An 18232-nucleotide genomic window follows, 5' to 3' on the forward strand; every position below is an offset into this window, starting at 1 on the left:
CGCTGCCCGGGGGCTACGCCTCCCGGCGCACCTCCACCACCCGGAACCGGTTCGCCACGAACGCCCCGTCGCACAGCGCCGCGTTCGCCGCCGGGTTGCCGCCCGACCCGTGGAAGTCGGAGAAGGCCGCCGTCTGGTTGACGTACACCCCGCCGGTCAGGTTGAGCGACAGCTGGGCGCACTCCTCCAGACAGGTCTCCTGGACGGCCTCCGTCACCTCGTCCGAGGTGGTGTACGCGCCGACGGTCATCGCGCCCTTGTCCCTGATGGTGCGCCGCAGCAGCTCCACCGCGTCCGCCGCCGAGTCGACCGCGACCGCGAAGGAGACGGGGCCGAAGCACTCGCTCATGTAGGCGGCCTCGTCGTCGGGCTTGGCGCCGTCCAGCTTCACGATCACGGGCGTCCGGACGGTCGCGTCCGGGAATTCCGGGTTGACGATCTCCCGTGAGGCAAGGGCGACCTCCCCGAGCCCCGCCGCCGCTTCCAGACGCGCCTTCACGTCCGGGTTCACCACGGCGCCGAGCAGCGCGTTGGCCCTGGCGTCGTCCCCGAGGAGTCCGCCGACCGACCTGGCGAGGTCCGCGACCACCTCGTCGTACGACTTGGGGCCCTCCTCCGTGCGGATGCCGTCGCGCGGGATCAGCAGGTTCTGCGGGGTGGTGCACATCTGGCCGCTGTAGAGGGACAGCGAGAAGGCCAGGTTGGAAAGCATCCCCTTGTAGTTGTCGGTCGACTCCACGATCACCGTGTTGACGCCGGCCTTCTCCGTGTAGACCTGTGCCTGGCGGGCGTTGGTCTCCAGCCAGTCGCCGAACGCCGTCGAGCCCGTGTAGTCGATGATCCGGATCTCCGGGCGCACGGCCAGCGCCTTGGCGATGCCCTCGTCAGGCCGCTCGGCGGCCAGTGCCACCAGGTTCGGGTCGAAGCCCGCCTCGGCGAGCACCTCGCGCGCGACCCGCACGGTCAGCGCGAGCGGCAGTACCGCGCGCGGGTGGGGCTTCACCAGCACCGCGTTGCCGGTGGCCAGGGAGGCGAACAGGCCCGGGTAGCCGTTCCACGTCGGGAACGTGTTGCAGCCGATGACCAGCGCGATGCCTCGCGGCACCGGCGTGAACTGCTTGGTCAGCGCGAGCGGGTCGCGCTTGCCCTGGGGCTTGGTCCACTCCGCGGCGTCAGGGGTGCGGACCTGCTCCACGTACGCGTACGCCACCGCCTCCAGACCTCGGTCCTGCGCATGCGGGCCGCCCGCCTGGAACGCCATCATGAAGGCCTGGCCGCTGGTGTGCATGACCGCGTGCGCGAACTCGTGCGTACGGTCGCTGATCCGCTTCAGGATCTCCAGACAGACCATCGCGCGGATCTCCGCGCCCGCGTCCCGCCACGCACGCTGTCCCGCGCGCATGGCGGGCAGCAGCACGTCGATGTCCGCATGCGGGTAGGTGACACCCAAATCGATCCCGTACGGCGACACCTCGGCGCCCACCCAGTCGTCCGTGCCGGGCTGTCCGAGGTCGAGGCGGGTGCCCAGGAGGGCGTCGAAGGCGGCCTTGCCCTCCGCCGCGCCCAGGCTGCCGCTCTCGCCGTACGCCTTGGGGTGTTCGGGGTGCGGGGACCAGTACGCGCGTGTGCGGATCGCTTCCAGCGCCTGGTCGAGGGTGGGCCGGTGCTGGGCGATCAGCTCGTGCGCGGTCAGTTCGGCGGCCATGAGGGACCAACTCCTCCTCGGACCGACTCTTCTTCGAGTCGGTGAGCTGGGCAGGAACAGGCGGACAGAGTTAGAGTAACCGAACGATCGGTCGGGACAAGGGGGTCCGCCGCATCTGTGGAAAACCCCGTGCGGGAGGATCGCGCACATGACAGCACTCGACCTCAGCAGCCCGGTGGCCGTCGTCGGCACCGGCACCATGGGCCAGGGCATTGCCCAGGTCGCGCTGGTCGCGGGCCACCCCGTGCGGCTGTACGACGCCGTTCCCGGCCGCGCTCAGGAAGCGGCCGACGCGATCGGTGCCCGCCTCGACCGGCTCGTCGAGAAGGACCGCCTAGCCGCGGCCGACCGGGACGCGGCACGGGCCCGCCTGCGGCCCGCCGCCGACCTCGCCGACCTCGCGGACTGCTTCCTCGTCGTCGAGGCCGTCCTGGAGCGGCTCGACGTGAAACAGCAGCTGCTGCGCGAGCTGGAGGACGTCGTCGAGGACGACTGCCTGCTCGCCACCAACACCTCGTCCCTGTCCGTCACGGCCATCGGCGGCGCCCTGCGCAACCCCGGCCGCTTCGTGGGCCTGCACTTCTTCAACCCCGCGCCGCTGCTGCCCCTCGTCGAGGTCGTCTCCGGGTTCGCCACCGACGTCACCTCGGCCACGCGCGCGTACGAGACGGCACGGGCCTGGGGCAAGACCCCGGTCGCCTGCGCCGACACCCCCGGCTTCATCGTCAACCGCATCGCGCGGCCCTTCTACGCCGAGGCCTTCGCGGTGTACGAGGCCCAGGCCGCCGACCCCGCCACCATCGACGCGATCCTGCGCGAGTCGGGCGGCTTCCGGATGGGCGCCTTCGAACTGACCGACCTCATCGGCCAGGACGTCAACGAGTCCGTCACGCACTCCGTGTGGCAGGCCTTCTTCCAGGACGTCCGCTTCACGCCCTCGCTCGCGCAACGGCGGCTCGTCGAGTCGGGCCGGCACGGCCGCAAGACGGGGCAGGGCTGGTACGACTACGGGGAGGCCGCCGAGCGCCCCGAACCGCACACCGCGGAGAAGGCGCAGGCGCCCGCGTACGTCGTCGTCGAGGGCGACCTGGGCCCGGCTTCCGAACTGCTCGCGCTGATCCGCGAGGCGGGTATCCAGATCCGCGAGGACGAGGAGGACCACGGCACGCGGCTGGTACTGCCGAGCGGCGGCCAGCTGGTCCTCGCCGACGGCCAGACCTCCGTCGAGTTCCGGGACGTCGTCTACTTCGACCTGGCGCTCGACTACCGCAGGGCGACCCGCATCGCCCTGTCCGCCTCCCAGGACACCGCCCCGGCGACCGTCGCCGAGGCGACCGGGCTGTTCCAGGCGCTCGGCAAGGACGTCAGCGTCATCGGGGACGTGCCCGGCATGATCGTCGCCCGCACCGTGGCCCGCATCGTCGACCTGGCGCACGACGCCGTCGCCAAGGGAGTGGCCACCGAGGAGGACATCGACACGGCGATGCGCCTGGGCGTCAACTACCCCCTGGGGCCCTTCGAATGGTGCCGCAGGCTGGGCAGGGTCTGGGCGCACGACCTCCTGGAGGAGCTGAGCCTGCGCGAACCCTCCGGTCGCTATGCGCCCTCTCTCGCGCTGTACCGCCACGGGCATGCCGCCGACAAGCGGGAGGGCACCTCATGACCACCGCCAAGCGCGACACGTACACCCCGGAGACGCTGCTCTCCGTCGCCGTCCAGGTCTTCATCGAGCGGGGCTACGACGGCACCTCCATGGAGCACCTCTCCAAGGCGGCGGGCATCTCCAAGTCGTCGATATACCACCACGTCGCGGGCAAGGAGGAGCTGTTGAGCCGCGCCGTCAGCCGGGCGCTCGACGGCCTCTTCGGGATTCTCGGCGAGGAGCACGCGCGCGTGGGGCGTGCCGTGGAGCGCCTGGAGTACGTCGTACGGCGCATGGTCGAGGTGCTCACCGCCGAACTGCCGTACGTGACGCTGCTGCTGCGGGTGCGCGGCAACACGGACACCGAGCGCTGGGCCCTGGAGCGGCGACGCGACTTCGACCACCGGGTCGCCGAGCTGCTGAAGGCCGCCGCCGACGACGGGGACGTACGCGGCGATGTGGAGGTCCGGCTCGCGACCAGGCTCGTCTTCGGCATGATCAACTCGATCGTCGAGTGGTACCGGCCGGACGGCCGGGGCATGGGCGAGCGGGAAGTGGCCGACGCGGTCGTGCGGTTGGTCTTCTCAGGGCTCCGCAGCGAGGCCTGAGGTCACCCCTCCGGCTCCAGGTCCTCCTCCTCGAACACCAGCAGCGTGCGCGTGCTGAGCACCTCCGGGATGGCCTGCAACCGGGTCAGGACCAGCTCGCGCAGCGCCTTGTTGTCCGGCGTGTGCACGAGGAGCAGGACATCGAAATCGCCCCCCACGAGGGCGATGTGGGAGGCGCCGGGGAGCAGCCTCAGCTGCTCGCGGACCGTGCGCCAGGAGTTCTGCACGATCTTGAGGGTGATGTACGCGGAGGTGCCCTGGCCCGCGCGTTCGTGGTCGACGCGGGCTCCGAAACCGCGGATCACGCCGTCGTCGATGAGCCGGTTGATTCGCGCGTAGGCATTGGCACGCGACACGTGGGCGCGCTCGGCCACGGACCGTATCGAGGCGCGGCCGTCCGCCTGGAGCATCTGGAGGATGTCCTGATCGATGGCGTCCAGCGGGCGGGCGGGCGGCAGGGGTACCCCGGGCTCCGCTCCCTCGGCCATTTGTTCAGGTGCCATGTCCTCCGGCCTCCTTACCATGGACGTAGTGCGTTCATTCCAGGCTGTGGAGAACCGTTTGTCCACAGCCTGACGGTGCCTGTAGCCAAAATGTGCCGACGACCGAACAATCGGTAGGTGAGGCGCCTCACACCCGTGGCGCGCCCAAAGCCGCTCCCACGAGGAGGTGCCGTCATGACGGTCATGGAGCAGCGGGGCGCTTACCGGCCCACACCGCCGCCCGCCTGGCAGCCCCGCACCGACCCCGCGCCACTGCTGCCCGACGCGCTGCCCCACCGCGTCCTGGGCACCGAGGCGGCCGCGGAGGCCGACCCGCTACTGCTGCGCCGCCTGTACGCGGAGCTGGTGCGCGGCCGCCGCTACAACACGCAGGCCACGGCTCTCACCAAGCAGGGCCGGCTCGCCGTCTACCCGTCGAGCACGGGCCAGGAGGCCTGCGAGGTCGCCGCCGCGCTCGTGCTGGAGGAGCGCGACTGGCTCTTCCCCAGCTACCGGGACACCCTCGCCGCCGTCGCCCGCGGCCTCGATCCCGTCCAGGCGCTCACCCTCCTGCGCGGCGACTGGCACACCGGGTACGACCCCCGTGAGCACCGCATCGCGCCCCTGTGCACCCCTCTCGCGACCCAGCTCCCGCACGCCGTCGGCCTCGCGCACGCCGCCCGCCTCAAGGGCGACGACGTGGTCGCGCTCGCCCTGGTCGGCGACGGCGGCACCAGCGAGGGCGACTTCCACGAGGCACTGAACTTCGCCGCCGTCTGGCAGGCGCCGGTCGTCTTCCTCGTGCAGAACAACGGCTTCGCCATCTCCGTCCCGCTCGCCAAGCAGACCGCCGCCCCGTCGCTGGCCCACAAGGCCGTCGGCTACGGGATGCCGGGCCGCCTGGTCGACGGCAACGACGCGGCGGCCGTGCACGAGGTCCTCAGCGACGCCGTGGCCCACGCGCGCGCGGGAGGGGGGCCGACGCTCGTGGAGGCGGTGACCTACCGCATCGACGCCCACACCAACGCCGACGACGCGACGCGCTACCGGGGGGACTCCGAGGTGGAGGCCTGGCGCGCGCACGACCCGATCGCGCTCCTGGAGCACGAGTTGACCGAACGCGGGCTGCTCGACGAGGACGGCATCCGGGCCGCCCGCGAGGACGCCGAGGCGATGGCCGCGGACCTGCGCGCACGCATGAACCAGGATCCGGCCCTGGACCCCATGGACCTGTTCGCCCATGTGTATGCCGAGCCCACCCCCCAGCTGCGGGAGCAGGAAGCCCAGTTGCGGGCCGAGCTGGCAGCGGAGGCCGACGGGCCCCAAGGAGTCGGCCGATGAAGAGAGTTGACCATCGGGCCCCGAGAAGCGGGCCGATGACCTCCGTTGGCCTTTGGCCGGAAGGAGCCGGGCGATGACCACCGTTGCCCTCAAGCCGGCCACCATGGCGCAGGCACTCACACGCGCGTTGCGTGACGCCATGGCCGCCGACCCCGCCGTCCACGTGATGGGCGAGGACGTCGGCACGCTCGGCGGGGTCTTCCGGGTCACCGACGGGCTCGCCAAGGAGTTCGGCGAGGACCGCTGCACGGACACGCCGCTCGCCGAGGCAGGCATCCTCGGCACGGCCGTCGGCATGGCGATGTACGGGCTGCGGCCGGTCGTCGAGATGCAGTTCGACGCGTTCGCGTACCCGGCGTTCGAGCAGCTCATCAGCCATGTCGCGCGGATGCGCAACCGCACCCGCGGGGCGATGCCGCTGCCGATCACCATCCGTGTCCCCTACGGCGGCGGAATCGGCGGAGTCGAACACCACAGCGACTCCTCCGAGGCGTACTACATGGCGACTCCGGGGCTCCATGTCGTCACGCCCGCCACGGTCGCCGACGCGTACGGGCTGCTGCGCGCCGCCATCGCCTCCGACGACCCGGTCGTCTTCCTGGAGCCCAAGCGGCTGTACTGGTCGAAGGACTCCTGGAACCCGGACGAGCCGGGGACCGTTGAACCGATAGGCCGCGCGGTGGTGCGGCGCTCGGGCCGGAGCGCCACGCTCATCACGTACGGGCCTTCCCTGCCCGTCTGCCTGGAGGCGGCCGAGGCGGCCCGGGCCGAGGGCTGGGACCTCGAAGTCGTCGATCTGCGCTCCCTGGTGCCCTTCGACGACGAGACGGTGTGCGCGTCGGTGCGCCGGACCGGACGCGCCGTCGTCGTGCACGAGTCGGGTGGTTACGGCGGCCCGGGCGGGGAGATCGCCGCGCGGATCACCGAGCGCTGCTTCCACCATCTGGAGGCGCCGGTGCTGCGCGTCGCCGGGTTCGACATCCCGTATCCGCCGCCGATGCTGGAGCGCCATCATCTGCCCGGTGTCGACCGGATCCTGGACGCGGTGGGGCGGCTTCAGTGGGAGGCGGGGAGCTGATGGCCCAGGTGCTCGAGTTCAAGCTCCCCGACCTCGGGGAGGGCCTGACCGAGGCCGAGATCGTCCGCTGGCTGGTGCAGGTCGGCGACGTCGTGGCGATCGACCAGCCGGTCGTCGAGGTGGAGACGGCCAAGGCGATGGTCGAGGTGCCGTGCCCCTACGGGGGCGTGGTCACCGCCCGCTTCGGCGAGGAGGGCACGGAACTGCCCGTGGGCTCACCGCTGTTGACGGTGGCTGTCGGAGCTCCGTCCTCGGTGCCCGCGGCGTCCTCGCTGTCCGGGGCGACATCGGCGTCCTCCGCGTCCTCGGTGTCATCGGACGACGGCGAGTCGTCCGGCAACGTCCTGGTCGGATACGGCACGTCGGCCGCGCCCGCGCGCCGGCGGAGGGTGCGGCCGGGCCAGGCGGCACCCGTGGTGACGGCAACTGCCGCCGCGGCCGCCACGCGCGTGGCGGCTCCCGAGCGGAGCGACGGCCCCGTGCCCGTGATCTCCCCGCTGGTCCGCAGGCTCGCCCGGGAGAACGGCCTGGATCTGCGGGCGCTGGCGGGCTCCGGGCCCGACGGGCTGATCCTGAGGTCGGACGTCGAGCAGGCGCTGCGCGCCGCGCCCACTCCTGCCCCCACCCCGACCATGCCTCCGGCTCCCACTCCTGCCCCCACCCCCGCCGCGGCACCCCGCGGCACCCGCATCCCCCTCCGAGGGGTCCGCGGTGCCGTCGCCGACAAACTCTCCCGCAGCCGGCGTGAGATCCCCGACGCGACCTGCTGGGTGGACGCCGACGCCACGGCACTCATGCACGCGCGCGTGGCGATGAACGCGACCGGCGGCCCGAAGATCTCCCTCATCGCGCTGCTCGCCAGGATCTGCACCGCCGCACTGGCCCGCTTCCCCGAGCTCAACTCCACCGTCGACATGGACGCCCGCGAGGTCGTACGGCTCGACCAGGTGCACCTGGGCTTCGCCGCGCAGACCGAACGGGGGCTCGTCGTCCCGGTCGTGCGGGACGCGCACGCGCGGGACGCCGAGTCGCTCAGCGCCGAGTTCGCGCGGCTGACCGAGGCCGCCCGGACCGGCACCCTCACACCCGGGGAACTGACCGGCGGCACCTTCACGTTGAACAACTACGGGGTGTTCGGCGTCGACGGTTCCACGCCGATCATCAACCACCCCGAGGCGGCCATGCTGGGCGTCGGCCGCATCATCCCCAAGCCGTGGGTGCACGAGGGCGAGCTGGCGGTGCGGCAGGTCGTCCAGCTCTCGCTCACCTTCGACCACCGGGTGTGCGACGGCGGCACGGCAGGCGGTTTCCTGCGCTACGTGGCGGACTGCGTGGAACAGCCGGCGGTGCTGCTGCGCACCCTGTAGCCGCCGAGTGGCCATCCCCGTCCACATGCTGTGCGCGGGGGTGGCAATGATCCTTCGGGCGCCCATACTCGGGGGATGACCGAGTACGAGCGGCCGCAGACGCCCGGCGTCGTCACCCACGACGCCGTCGTACTCGCCGGCGGCGCCGCCCGACGGCTCGGCGGGGCCGACAAACCCGGCGTACGCGTCGGCGGCCGGGCGCTGCTCGACCGGGTGCTGGCGGCCTGCGCCGGTGCGGCCACCACGGTGGTGGTGGCCGACCCCAGAGCGACCGCACGGCCCGTGGTGTGGGCGCGCGAGGAGCCGCCCGGCGCCGGACCGGTCGCCGCACTCGACGCCGGACTGCGGCGGACCACGGCGGCGTACGTCGTGGTGCTCTCCGCCGATCTGCCGTTCCTGGACGAGGAGACGGTTCGGCGGCTGCTGAGCACACTTCAGGCGAGCGGCACCGAAGGCGTGTTGCTCACCGACCCCGGCGGGCGGGACCAGCCGCTCGTCGCCGCCTACCGCAGTGCGGCGCTGCGCCGGGAGCTCGCGGAACTCGCAGCCGGGCACGGCACGCTCGCCGGACTGCCGCTGCGGGTGCTGGTCGCCGCGCTCGACCTCACCCGCGTCTCCGACCCCGTCGCGTCCTTCGACTGCGACACCTGGGACGACATCGCCGCCGCTCGGTCACGGATCAGGGAGCATGGGAACGTGTTGGATGAATGGATTTCCGCAGTCAAGGACGAACTCGGCATCGACCTCGCCGTCGACACCGGCATCCTGCTCGACCTCGCCCGGGACGCCGCACACGGTGTGGCCCGGCCCGCCGCGCCGCTGACCACGTTCCTCGTCGGATATGCGGCCGCGCAGGCCGGGGGAGGTCCGGAGGCCGTGGCCGAGGCCGCCCGCAAGGCGGCGGCGCTGGCCCTGCGCTGGGCGGACGAGGCCGCCGCCGAGGCCGGGCCGGACGCCGGATGAGCGCGCGTGGCATGCCCGGTCCCACGGACACCGAGGAACTCGACGTGGAGGAGGCCCTGGCCGTGGTCAACGACAGCGGCGACCGGGGCCGTCCGCGCGAGGCCCGCCCGGCCGGACGGCATCAGGAGGAGCACGACCTCGACGTCGAAGAGGCCCTCGCGCTGGTGCGGGAACCCGGCTCCCGCGAGCCGGAGCCCGCCCGGGACACCCCGTCCGCCCCCGCGCCCTCCCCCCGGACCACGTCCCACGCCCAGCACCAGGCCACCCCCTGGCCGGAGGCCCGCGTCACCGCCGAGCGGGCCGCCCGCTCCGTGCCCCGGCGCGCACCCGTCTCCGTACCCCTCGACGCCGCCCTCGGCCTTGTTCTCGCCGCGCCCCTCACCGCACTCACGGACCTCCCCTCCTTCGACACGTCGGCCATGGACGGCTGGGCCGTCGCGGGGCCCGGCCCCTGGGACGTACGCGACGAAGGGGTGCTCGCGGGCCACGCGGGGCCCAGGTCCCTCGGCGACGGCGAGGCGGTCCGCATCGCGACCGGCGCGCGCGTCCCGCAGGACACGACGGCCGTACTGCGCAGCGAGCACGGCACCACGGACGACAAGGAACGGCTGCACGCCACCCGCGAGGTCGTCCACGGACAGGACATCAGGCCGCGCGGCCAGGAGTGCCGCAGTGGTGACCAGCTGCTCCCGGCCGGCGCACTGGCGACCCCCGCCGTGCTCGGGCTCGCCGCCGCCGCCGGTTACGACACCCTCTCCGCGATGCCCCGCCCGCGTGTCGAAATCCTCGTCCTGGGCGATGAGTTGCTGACCGCCGGCCTGCCCGAGGACGGCCTGATCCGGGACGCGCTCGGCCCGATGCTGCCGCCGTGGCTGCGCGCGCTCGGCACCGAGGTCGTGGCCGTGCGCAGGCTGGGCGACGACGCCGAGGCCCTGTACCAGGCCGTGAAGGGCTCGGACGCCGAGCTGATCGTCACGACCGGCGGTACGGCCGCGGGCCCCGTCGACCATGTGCATCCCGTCCTCCGCCGCCTCGGCGCCGAACTCCTCGTCGACGGCGTCAAGGTGCGCCCGGGCCACCCCATGCTGCTGGCCCGCACCAGGGAGAACCAGCACCTCGTCGGCCTGCCCGGCAACCCCCTCGCGGCCGTGTCCGGCCTGCTCACCCTCGCCGAGCCGCTGCTGCGCGTCCTCGCGGGCCGTGCGGCCCCGGAGCCGTACACGCTGCCCCTCAGGGACACGGTCCACGGCCATCCGTACGACACCCGGCTCGTTCCCGTCGTCGTACGAGCCGACCGTGCCGTGCCGCTGCACTACAACGGTCCCGCCATGCTGCGCGGTATCGCGGCGGCCGACGCGCTCGTGGTCGTCCCGCCCGGCGGTGCCCACCCCGGACAGGAGCTGGAACTCCTCGACCTGCCGTGGGCCTGGGCGGGAATCGGGGAGTGTTTCACGTGAAACTTCCGGGCCGTGACGCGATCGCCCGCCAGCCGGACGAACATCTCGTCATCCATCAGGTGAACCTCCCGAGGAAGGTCGTCGACCGCCCGATCCGCCAGGTCGGCAAACGGCTGGCGATGGCCCTGCTGGTGCTTGCGGCGACCGCGTTCATCGTCTGGATCGACCGCGACGGCTACAACGACAACGCGGGCGACGGGGTCGATCTGCTCGACTCCTTCTACTACGCGACCGTCACTCTCTCCACCACCGGCTACGGCGACATCACACCGGTCAGCGACGGCGCCCGGCTCACCAACATCTTCGTCATCACGCCCCTGCGCGTGCTGTTCCTGATCATCCTGGTCGGCACCACGCTGGAAGTCCTCACGGAACGCACCCGGGAGGAATGGCGCCTGAACCGCTGGAGGGCGGCCTTGCGAGACCACACTGTCGTCGTCGGCTTCGGGACCAAGGGGCGTTCGGCGATTCAGACCGTCTGCGCGACGGGGCTGAAGAAGGAGCAGGTCGTGGTCGTCGACCCCAGCTCCAGGGTAGTCGACGCGGCCACGGCCGAGGGGTACGCCGGAGTCGTCGGGGACGCCACGCGCAGCGATGTGCTGCTACGGGCCGAGGTGCAGCGGGCGCGCCAGATCATCATCGCGACGCAGCGGGACGACACGGCCGTCCTCGTCACCCTGACCGCCCGTCAGCTCAACCGCGGGGCGAAGATCGTGGCCGCCGTGCGCGAGGAGGAGAACGCGCCGCTGCTGCGGCAGTCCGGCGCCGACGCCGTCATCACCAGCGCCAGCGCGGCCGGGCGACTGCTCGGGCTCTCCGTGCTCAGCCCCAGCGCCGGCATGGTCATGGAGGACCTCATCCAGCAGGGCAGCGGGCTCGACATGGTCGAAAGGCCCGTCATAAAGGCCGAGGTGGGCAAGGGCGTGCGCGAGACGGGCGACCTGGTGGTGAGCGTCGTACGCGGTCACCGGGTGCTCGGATACGACGATCCGGCGATCGGCACCTTGCAGTTGACGGACCGGCTGATCACGATCGTGCGGGCCTCGCCCGCCACAAAGGCCACGCCCGACACCCGACCGCTGCCGCGGGACTAGCGGACGGGAAGGGGCACGGCGGGCCGGCCGTGCGTGTGTCCACCCGAGCAGTGCCGAGAAGCACCGAGGAGTAGCGTCCCCCTCATGTACGCGATCACGATTCCCGAACCCGGTGGGCCAGAGGCGCTGGTGTGGACCGAGGTCCCCGATCCCGAGCCCGGCGAGGGTGAAGTCCTGGTCGAGGTGGTGGCCAGCGCCGTCAACCGCGCCGATCTGCTGCAACGGCAGGGCTTCTACGCCCCGCCGCCCGGTGCGTCCCCCTATCCCGGACTCGAGTGCTCGGGGCGCATCGCCGCGCTCGGGCCGGGTGTCTCGGGGTGGGCCGTCGGCGACGAGGTGTGCGCGCTGCTCGCGGGCGGCGGCTACGCCGAGAAGGTCGCCGTTCCGGCCGGACAACTGCTGCCCGTGCCCGAAGGCATCGGCCTGCGGCAGGCGGCCGCGCTGCCCGAGGTGACCTGCACCGTCTGGTCGAACGTCTTCATGGTGGCCCATCTGCGCCCCGGCGAGACGCTGCTCGTACACGGTGGCTCCAGCGGTATCGGCACGATGGCGATCCAGCTGGCGAAGGCGGTCGGCGCGAAGGTCGCGGTGACGGCGGGCACCAAGGAGAAGCTGGACTTCTGTGCCGAGCTGGGCGCGGACGTCCTCGTCAACTACCGCGAGCAGGACTTCGTCGAGGAGGTCCGCCGGGCCACCGACGGGGCGGGTGCGGACGTCATCCTCGACAACATGGGTGCCAAGTATCTCGGCCGGAACGTGGACGCCCTCGCCGTCAACGGACGGCTGGCGATCATCGGCATGCAGGGCGGGGCGAAGGGCGAGCTGAACATCGGCGCCCTGCTCCACAAGCGGGGCGCGGTCACCGCCACATCGCTGCGGGCCCGCCCGTTGGGCGAGAAGGCGGCGATCGTGGCGGCCGCCCGGGAACACGTCTGGCCGCTGATCGCCTCCGGCCGGGTCCGCCCGATCGTCGACCGCGAACTTCCGATGAGCGACGCGGCGACGGCCCACCGGGTGCTGGAGGAGAGCGGGCACATCGGGAAGGTGCTGCTGGTGGTCCCGTAACCCCGGGGCACCGCTCGAGCGACTGGTCTCAGCCGCGTCGTACGCGCAGGGCCAGGAAGGCGAGTCCCAGGCCGAGGCCCATGAGGATCAGACCGCTGCCGAGGGGCAGAACCTCGAGCACGGGCTTCGGGGTGCGCTCGCCCGGGCGTACGACGCTCTGGGGCGGGGTGGCCGCGGCGTGCTGTGAGGGTTGCGGGGCGTCGGTGACCTCCGGCCGCACGGACGCGCCGGGGTCGACGCCCGATTCCTCGGCGTCGCCGTCGGCGGGGTCCCGGTCCGTGTACGTGGGCTCCGCGTCCTCGCTCTCCGACCCGTCGTCCGCCCGCCCGGGCCGCATCCGCCCCTCCCCGGCCTGGCTCCCTGCACGAGAGGGGTCGGGGGTGGGGCGACCGGGGGCACCGACGGCCCCCCGGGAGGGCGTGGCGGCGTCCCGGGAGGGAACAGGCCGTGTTGCGGCCGCGGCGGGATCGGCCGGCTCGGCGGGATCGGCTTGGTCTGCCTGCTCGGCGGGCGCGAGACGAGAGGGCGCCGCGGCGGTGGGGGCCGCGGGGGGTGAGGAAGCCGTGGCGACCGCGAGGGAGGACGGCGGCAGGGGGGACGGAGCGGCCGCGGTCGACGGCTGCGCCGGAGCGTACGGGACCGCCGCGGCTGACGGGTGCGCCGGGGCGTACCGGACCGCCGCGGGGGACGCGGGAGTGAGCGCGTACCGGACCGCCGCGGCGTAGGCTGGCGGAGTGACGTACGCGGTGGTGGTGGCGTACACGGCGAGGGCCGCGCCCGTCGACAGAAGCAGCGGGCGTACGGCCGTGCGGAGTGTGCGCGTCGTGCGCGTCCTCGGAGTCACGTGCGTGACCCCCTCCCGTACTCGGGCACCAAGATCAACGCCCCCAGGGTCACACGGGCCGCCGCCTCCGGCATCTCGGCGATCCGGCCGCCGCCCCGGATGACCGGGCCGTGTCCGGCGTCTGACGCGCGCCGCCTCTCCGTGCACGGGGATCCCCCATTACCGGGGGCACCAGGGTGAGGAGGTGCATGGATGGGAGAGAATGGCGGCATGGAGATGCCGAGGAACGAAAGGTCGCCGGAGAACCCCCAGATCCTGGTCGTGGGCCAGGACGGAATGGCTCTCGGTGGCGCCGGGGACGAGGGCTCCCGCGAGGTCCCGGTGACAGAGATGGTCGAACAACCTGCCAAGGTCATGCGCATCGGAAGCATGATCAAGCAACTGTTGGAGGAAGTGCGCGCGGCTCCTCTGGACGAGGCCAGCCGGCAGCGCCTCAAGGAGATCCACTCCAGCTCGGTCAAGGAGCTGGAGGACGGGCTCGCCCCCGAGCTCGTCGAGGAGCTGGAGCGGCTTTCCCTGCCCTTCACGGACGAAGCGACCCCCAGCGACGCGGAACTCCGCATCGCGCAGGCGCAGTTGGTGGGCTGGCTGGAGGGACTGTTCCACGGGATCCAGACGACCCTGTTCGCCCAGCAGATGGCGGCCCGGGCTCAGTTGGAGCAGATGCGACGCGCCCTTCCGCCGGGCGTCGGTGGCCCCGAGGGCGACGGCGACGACCTGAGGGCGGGCGGCCGTTCGGGCGGGCCCTACCTGTAACCCGCGGGCCCGCACGACGGGCCCGCACCCGACGGGACATGCGAAAGGGCCCGGCACACCAGTGCCGGGCCCTTTCGCATGACCAGGGACACGCTGCTCACGAGCGCTGCTCAGGAACGGCGTTCCGAGCGGCGTTCCGAGCGGAGTTCGGAGGGGCTGCTTAGCAACGGCTCACGCCGGGTCGCCCGTCGAGATCTTCAGGACGATGTCGGGCATGTCCTTGGGGTCGACATCGTCGCCGGCCGCGGGGTACTGCTCCATGACCGTCCCCTCGCCGAAGGTGTTCTCGTCGACCTTCTTGGGGTCGTAGGGCCAGCCGGCCGCCTGGAGGCACTTCTTCACCGAGTCGATGTTCTTGAACGTGAAGTCCGGGATCTTGATCTTGTCCGGGTCGTTGTACGACTCGTCCGGCTCCGTGCACTCGGTCGTTTCCATCGTCTTGGTCGTGTCCGGGTCCTTGTGCCCCTCGACCACGGTCGGTGACGCCGATGAGCCGGCGTCACCGCCGCCCTTGTCGTCGTCGCCGTTCAGCGTCAGCGCCGTGGTCAGGCCGCCGATCGCGAGCAGCGCGACCACGATCGAGCCGATGATCACCGCCTTGTTGCTCTTTCCGCCGCCCGAACCGCCCGAGGCGGATGCCGTCGAGTGCGGCGAGAGGTTGTACGGCGGCGGAGTCGACGTGCCCTGCTGCGCCGAGTAGGCCGTGGACTGCTGGGGCGCGTACGCCGAGGTCTGCGGAGGTGTCTGGTAGCCGCCCTGCTGCGGGTAGCCGTAGGACGGTGCGGGGGCGGGCGTCGCCGGACCGTACGGACCCGGCTGGTACGGCGTCTGCACCGGGCCCGTCGGGGCGGGCGTCGACTGGTCGATCGGCGGGAACACCGCGGAGCCGACACCGGCGCCGCTCGGCGTCTGCGCGCCGGGGACGATGCTGGGCGCGGCGGCCTGGAACGACTGGGCCACGCGCAGGCACTCGTCGCGCATGATCTCGGCGCTGGGGAAACGCTCGTTCGGGTTCTTCTTCAGCGCGCGGGCGACCAGGGCGTCGACGGCCGGCGGCAGTGAGCGGTTGACCGACGAAGGAGCCACGGGCTCCTCCTGCACATGCGCGTACGCGATGGCCAGCGGCGAGTCCGCCTCGAACGGCAGCCGCCCGGTGACCAGCTGGAACAGCATGATGCCCACGGAGTACAGGTCGCTGCGGGCGTCCACACCCCGGCCCAGCGCCTGCTCCGGCGACAGGTACTGCGGGGTGCCGACCACCATGCCGGTCTGCGTCATCGATGTGACACCGGACTGCATGGCGCGGGCGATGCCGAAGTCCATCACCTTGACGACGTTCCGCTTCGTCATCATCACGTTGCCCGGCTTGATGTCCCGGTGGACCAGGCCCATCTCGTGGCTGATCTCCAGGGCGGCCAGCACGTCCGCGGTGATCTTCAGCGCCTTGTCGGCCGGCATCGCGCCGTGCTGCTGGATGTCCGCGTCGAGGACCGAGCCGAGCGGCTTGCCCTCGATGTACTCCATGACGATGTACGGGGTCGTCAGTCCGTCGAGGCTGTCCTCGCCGGTGTCGAAGACCGAGACGATGTTCGTGTGCGTGAGCTTCGCCACCGACTGGGCCTCGCGCCGGAATCGCTCCCGGAAGGCCTGCTCGCGTCCCAGCTCGGTGTGCAGTGTCTTGATCGCGACCTGGCGGTCGAGCACCGAGTCGTATGCGAGATGCACCGAGGCCATGCCGCCCTCGCCGAGCAAGTCGCGCAGCTGGTAGCGGCCGCCGGCGACCGCTCGGCCCGCGTACCGGCCCTGTGCGCCGTCCTGGCTCATGTTCTGCGTCCCCCATCGGCGCGACGATCAGCATTCGGTGATCGATTGGCTTATTCCCGCCAAGTCTGCCCGAGGCCACTGACACGTCAAGCTCGGTGCCCGTTCCGTGACCGTACGCGAAAGAAGCGTCGCGGAAGAGTTACAGGGGCTGTACGGGCGGTACACAGGATTTGCACCCCGGGACCCGCGAAGGGTTTGATGACCGGTCCATCTCGATTCCATCTCGGGCCGGAGCCTTGCGCGGAGCCTGTAGCGTGGCCCGACGGAGACCGTAACAACCACCGCGCAGACCGCGGGCAGAAACGACGGCGAGGACTGATGGCACAGACGCAGCGCGCCCAGGGCCCGTCCGACCCCGAGGCGACTGGCGGCGGTATGTCAGATGCGCCGGAGATGTGGGGCAACGGCGGACTGGTCGGGGACGGCCGGTACCGGCTGACGGGCAGACTCGGCCGGGGCGGCATGGCCGAGGTGTTCGCGGCTGAGGACGTGCGCCTCGGGCGCACCGTCGCGGTCAAGCTCCTGCGCTCCGACCTGGCCGAGGACCCGGTCTCCAAGGCCCGCTTCACGCGCGAGGCCCAGTCGGTGGCCGGGCTCAACCACCATGCGGTCGTCGCCGTGTACGACTCCGGCGAGGACGTCGTCGGGCACTCCACCGTCCCGTACATCGTGATGGAGCTGGTCGAGGGCCGCACCATCCGCGACCTGCTGCTCAACGCCGAGGCCCCGGGGCCCGAGCAGGCGTTGATCATCGTCTCCGGGGTGCTGGAGGCGCTGGCCTACTCGCACCAGCACGGCATCGTGCACCGCGACATCAAGCCGGCCAACGTCATCATCACGCACAACGGTGCCGTGAAGGTCATGGACTTCGGCATCGCGCGCGCCCTGCACGGCGCGCAGTCGACGATGACGCAGACCGGCATGGTCATGGGCACGCCGCAGTACCTGTCGCCCGAGCAGGCGCTCGGAAAGGCGGTCGACCACCGCAGCGACCTGTACGCGACCGGTTGCCTGCTCTACGAACTCCTCGCGCTGCGGCCCCCGTTCACCGGTGAGACCCCGCTGTCCGTGGTCTACCAGCACGTGCAGGACATCCCGGTGCCCCCGTCCGAGGTCGCGGAAGGGGCGCCGCCGGAGCTCGACGGACTCGTGATGCGCTCGCTCGCGAAGGATCCCGACGACCGGTTCCAGACCGCCGAGGAGATGCGCGGGCTGGTCCAGTACGGCCTGCAGATGCTGTACGACCAGGGCGGCCACACCGGGACCTGGAACACCGGCCCGGTGGCCGTGCACGAGGGGCGGCACACTCCGGCGGCCGGCTTCGCCAACACGACCGTGCTGCCGCACCCCAGCGACTCCGGCACCTCGCAGATCCCGCAGCCGATCCTGCCCGCGTACGGCGGCGGGGACGACGGCGGCTTCGAGGGGCACGGCAACAGGGGCACCGGCCGTGGCAAGTTGTGGATCCTCGCGGTGCTCGCGGTGATCGCTGTCGCGGCGGGCGTCGCGCTGGCACTGAACAACACCGGCGGCAGCGGCACCGGGACCGATACGACGAAGTCGCCGACCGCCTCGCATTCCAGCAAGGACAAGGAGTCCAGCAAGGCGCCCAGCGACGAGGCGAGCGACGACTCCACGGACGACAACACCGGCACGGGATCCGACCCGGACTACCCAACGCCGTCGTACGAGCAGTCGCATAGCTACAGCAGCCAGCCGTCCGACGAGCCGACGGAGCCGTCCAACGAGCCGACGGACACGACGCCGACGAAGCCGACGCCGTCGACCGATCCGGTGACGCCGTCCGGCGACGCGTCCGACCCGGCCGAGACGGACGGCGGGGGCGACGGCGAGGGCGACACGGCGGGCCCCTGACGGTTCGTCAGACCGGTCTGCCCGGTCGGGACCTTCGACCGGCCTGCCCGGATGGGACCTTCGACCGGCCTGCCCGGACGGGCCGCCGACAGCGGCCCTCCCGACAAGAACACCCTTCACGCGCGCGTGCG

The 18232-nt window shown here is 72.0% G+C and carries 15 protein-coding genes; 11 read left to right on the plus strand and 4 right to left on the minus strand.

Features of this window, described 5'->3' with window-relative positions:
- Window positions 1–13: 13 nt before the first annotated feature.
- Complete coding sequence (gene paaN / locus SAVERM_RS22535) at window positions 14–1705, minus strand: phenylacetic acid degradation protein PaaN (protein ID WP_010985783.1); 1692 nt, start codon at window positions 1703–1705, stop codon at window positions 14–16.
- Window positions 1706–1853: 148 nt separating this feature from the next.
- On the opposite strand from paaN, the gene SAVERM_RS22540 reads away from it, so the two are divergent.
- Both SAVERM_RS22540 and SAVERM_RS22545 read left to right on the plus strand, forming a co-directional pair.
- Window positions 1854–3368, plus strand: a complete 1515-nt coding sequence (locus SAVERM_RS22540; RefSeq protein ID WP_010985784.1) for a 3-hydroxyacyl-CoA dehydrogenase — start codon at window positions 1854–1856, stop codon at window positions 3366–3368.
- On the plus strand, window positions 3365–3955 hold the full coding sequence (locus tag SAVERM_RS22545; protein ID WP_010985785.1) for a TetR/AcrR family transcriptional regulator: 591 nt from the start codon (window positions 3365–3367) through the stop codon (window positions 3953–3955). Before SAVERM_RS22540 ends, SAVERM_RS22545 begins: the two co-directional genes overlap by 4 nt.
- 2 nt (window positions 3956–3957) lie before the next feature.
- Here the strand turns inward: SAVERM_RS22545 and SAVERM_RS22550 are convergent, their stop codons facing one another.
- Complete coding sequence (locus SAVERM_RS22550) at window positions 3958–4458, minus strand: Lrp/AsnC family transcriptional regulator (protein ID WP_237528869.1); 501 nt, start codon at window positions 4456–4458, stop codon at window positions 3958–3960.
- Between the two features lie 174 nt (window positions 4459–4632).
- On the opposite strand from SAVERM_RS22550, the gene pdhA reads away from it, so the two are divergent.
- The 7 genes from pdhA to SAVERM_RS22585 all read left to right on the plus strand — a co-directional run bounded on the left by pdhA (window position 4633) and on the right by SAVERM_RS22585 (window position 12802).
- Window positions 4633–5778: a pyruvate dehydrogenase (acetyl-transferring) E1 component subunit alpha gene (pdhA, locus tag SAVERM_RS22555; protein WP_010985787.1), complete on the plus strand. Its 1146-nt coding sequence runs from the start codon at window positions 4633–4635 to the stop codon at window positions 5776–5778.
- Between the two features lie 73 nt (window positions 5779–5851).
- Window positions 5852–6856: an alpha-ketoacid dehydrogenase subunit beta gene (locus SAVERM_RS22560; RefSeq protein ID WP_010985788.1), complete on the plus strand. Its 1005-nt coding sequence runs from the start codon at window positions 5852–5854 to the stop codon at window positions 6854–6856.
- The gene (locus SAVERM_RS22565) at window positions 6856–8223 is read left to right on the plus strand and encodes a dihydrolipoamide acetyltransferase family protein (protein WP_010985789.1); all 1368 of its coding nucleotides are present in this window, start codon (window positions 6856–6858) and stop codon (window positions 8221–8223) included. The genes SAVERM_RS22560 and SAVERM_RS22565 overlap by 1 nt, the downstream gene beginning before the upstream one ends.
- 75 nt (window positions 8224–8298) lie before the next feature.
- A complete protein-coding gene (locus SAVERM_RS22570) occupies window positions 8299–9186 on the plus strand; it encodes an NTP transferase domain-containing protein (protein WP_010985790.1) in 888 nt (295 codons plus the stop codon).
- 11 nt (window positions 9187–9197) lie between these two features.
- The gene (locus tag SAVERM_RS22575; protein ID WP_370628359.1) at window positions 9198–10643 is read left to right on the plus strand and encodes a molybdopterin molybdotransferase MoeA; all 1446 of its coding nucleotides are present in this window, start codon (window positions 9198–9200) and stop codon (window positions 10641–10643) included.
- Window positions 10640–11737 (plus strand): potassium channel family protein, encoded by a 1098-nt coding sequence (locus SAVERM_RS22580; protein ID WP_037647755.1) that lies wholly within the window; start codon window positions 10640–10642, stop codon window positions 11735–11737. The genes SAVERM_RS22575 and SAVERM_RS22580 overlap by 4 nt, the downstream gene beginning before the upstream one ends.
- 84 nt (window positions 11738–11821) lie before the next feature.
- Entirely contained in the window at window positions 11822–12802 is a 981-nt protein-coding gene (locus SAVERM_RS22585; protein WP_010985793.1) for an NAD(P)H-quinone oxidoreductase, read from the plus strand.
- Window positions 12803–12830: 28 nt separating this feature from the next.
- On the opposite strand, the gene SAVERM_RS43095 is transcribed toward SAVERM_RS22585, so the two are convergent.
- Entirely contained in the window at window positions 12831–13646 is an 816-nt protein-coding gene (locus tag SAVERM_RS43095) for a hypothetical protein (RefSeq protein ID WP_137951695.1), read from the minus strand.
- A gap of 210 nt (window positions 13647–13856) precedes the next feature.
- Here SAVERM_RS43095 and SAVERM_RS22595 point away from each other — a divergent pair, with 210 nt between their 5' ends.
- Window positions 13857–14402 carry a bacterial proteasome activator family protein gene (locus tag SAVERM_RS22595; protein ID WP_010985795.1) on the plus strand — a complete coding sequence of 182 codons (546 nt, stop codon included), beginning with the start codon at window positions 13857–13859 and terminating at the stop codon, window positions 14400–14402.
- 171 nt (window positions 14403–14573) lie between these two features.
- Here the strand turns inward: SAVERM_RS22595 and SAVERM_RS22600 are convergent, their stop codons facing one another.
- The gene (locus tag SAVERM_RS22600; RefSeq protein WP_010985796.1) at window positions 14574–16226 is read right to left on the minus strand and encodes a protein kinase domain-containing protein; all 1653 of its coding nucleotides are present in this window, start codon (window positions 16224–16226) and stop codon (window positions 14574–14576) included.
- Between the two features lie 318 nt (window positions 16227–16544).
- On the opposite strand from SAVERM_RS22600, the gene SAVERM_RS22605 reads away from it, so the two are divergent.
- On the plus strand, window positions 16545–18101 hold the full coding sequence (locus tag SAVERM_RS22605; RefSeq protein ID WP_037647758.1) for a protein kinase domain-containing protein: 1557 nt from the start codon (window positions 16545–16547) through the stop codon (window positions 18099–18101).
- Window positions 18102–18232 lie beyond the last annotated feature (131 nt).

This window comes from Streptomyces avermitilis MA-4680 = NBRC 14893, assembly GCF_000009765.2.
GTDB lineage: Bacteria > Actinomycetota > Actinomycetes > Streptomycetales > Streptomycetaceae > Streptomyces > Streptomyces avermitilis.

What these genes read in the sequence shown, in the direction of transcription:
- paaN (WP_010985783.1), bottom strand. Translation starts at nt 1,705, where the DNA reads ATGGCCGCCGAACTGACCGCGCACGAGCTGATCGCCCAGCACCGGCCC.
- SAVERM_RS22540 (WP_010985784.1), top strand. Translation starts at nt 1,854, where the DNA reads ATGACAGCACTCGACCTCAGCAGCCCGGTGGCCGTCGTCGGCACCGGC.
- SAVERM_RS22545 (WP_010985785.1), top strand. Translation starts at nt 3,365, where the DNA reads ATGACCACCGCCAAGCGCGACACGTACACCCCGGAGACGCTGCTCTCC.
- SAVERM_RS22550 (WP_237528869.1), bottom strand. Translation starts at nt 4,458, where the DNA reads ATGGCACCTGAACAAATGGCCGAGGGAGCGGAGCCCGGGGTACCCCTG.
- pdhA (WP_010985787.1), top strand. Translation starts at nt 4,633, where the DNA reads ATGACGGTCATGGAGCAGCGGGGCGCTTACCGGCCCACACCGCCGCCC.
- SAVERM_RS22560 (WP_010985788.1), top strand. Translation starts at nt 5,852, where the DNA reads ATGACCACCGTTGCCCTCAAGCCGGCCACCATGGCGCAGGCACTCACA.
- SAVERM_RS22565 (WP_010985789.1), top strand. Translation starts at nt 6,856, where the DNA reads ATGGCCCAGGTGCTCGAGTTCAAGCTCCCCGACCTCGGGGAGGGCCTG.
- SAVERM_RS22570 (WP_010985790.1), top strand. Translation starts at nt 8,299, where the DNA reads ATGACCGAGTACGAGCGGCCGCAGACGCCCGGCGTCGTCACCCACGAC.
- SAVERM_RS22575 (WP_370628359.1), top strand. Translation starts at nt 9,198, where the DNA reads ATGCCCGGTCCCACGGACACCGAGGAACTCGACGTGGAGGAGGCCCTG.
- SAVERM_RS22585 (WP_010985793.1), top strand. Translation starts at nt 11,822, where the DNA reads ATGTACGCGATCACGATTCCCGAACCCGGTGGGCCAGAGGCGCTGGTG.
- SAVERM_RS22595 (WP_010985795.1), top strand. Translation starts at nt 13,857, where the DNA reads ATGGAGATGCCGAGGAACGAAAGGTCGCCGGAGAACCCCCAGATCCTG.
- SAVERM_RS22600 (WP_010985796.1), bottom strand. Translation starts at nt 16,226, where the DNA reads ATGAGCCAGGACGGCGCACAGGGCCGGTACGCGGGCCGAGCGGTCGCC.
- SAVERM_RS22605 (WP_037647758.1), top strand. Translation starts at nt 16,545, where the DNA reads ATGGCACAGACGCAGCGCGCCCAGGGCCCGTCCGACCCCGAGGCGACT.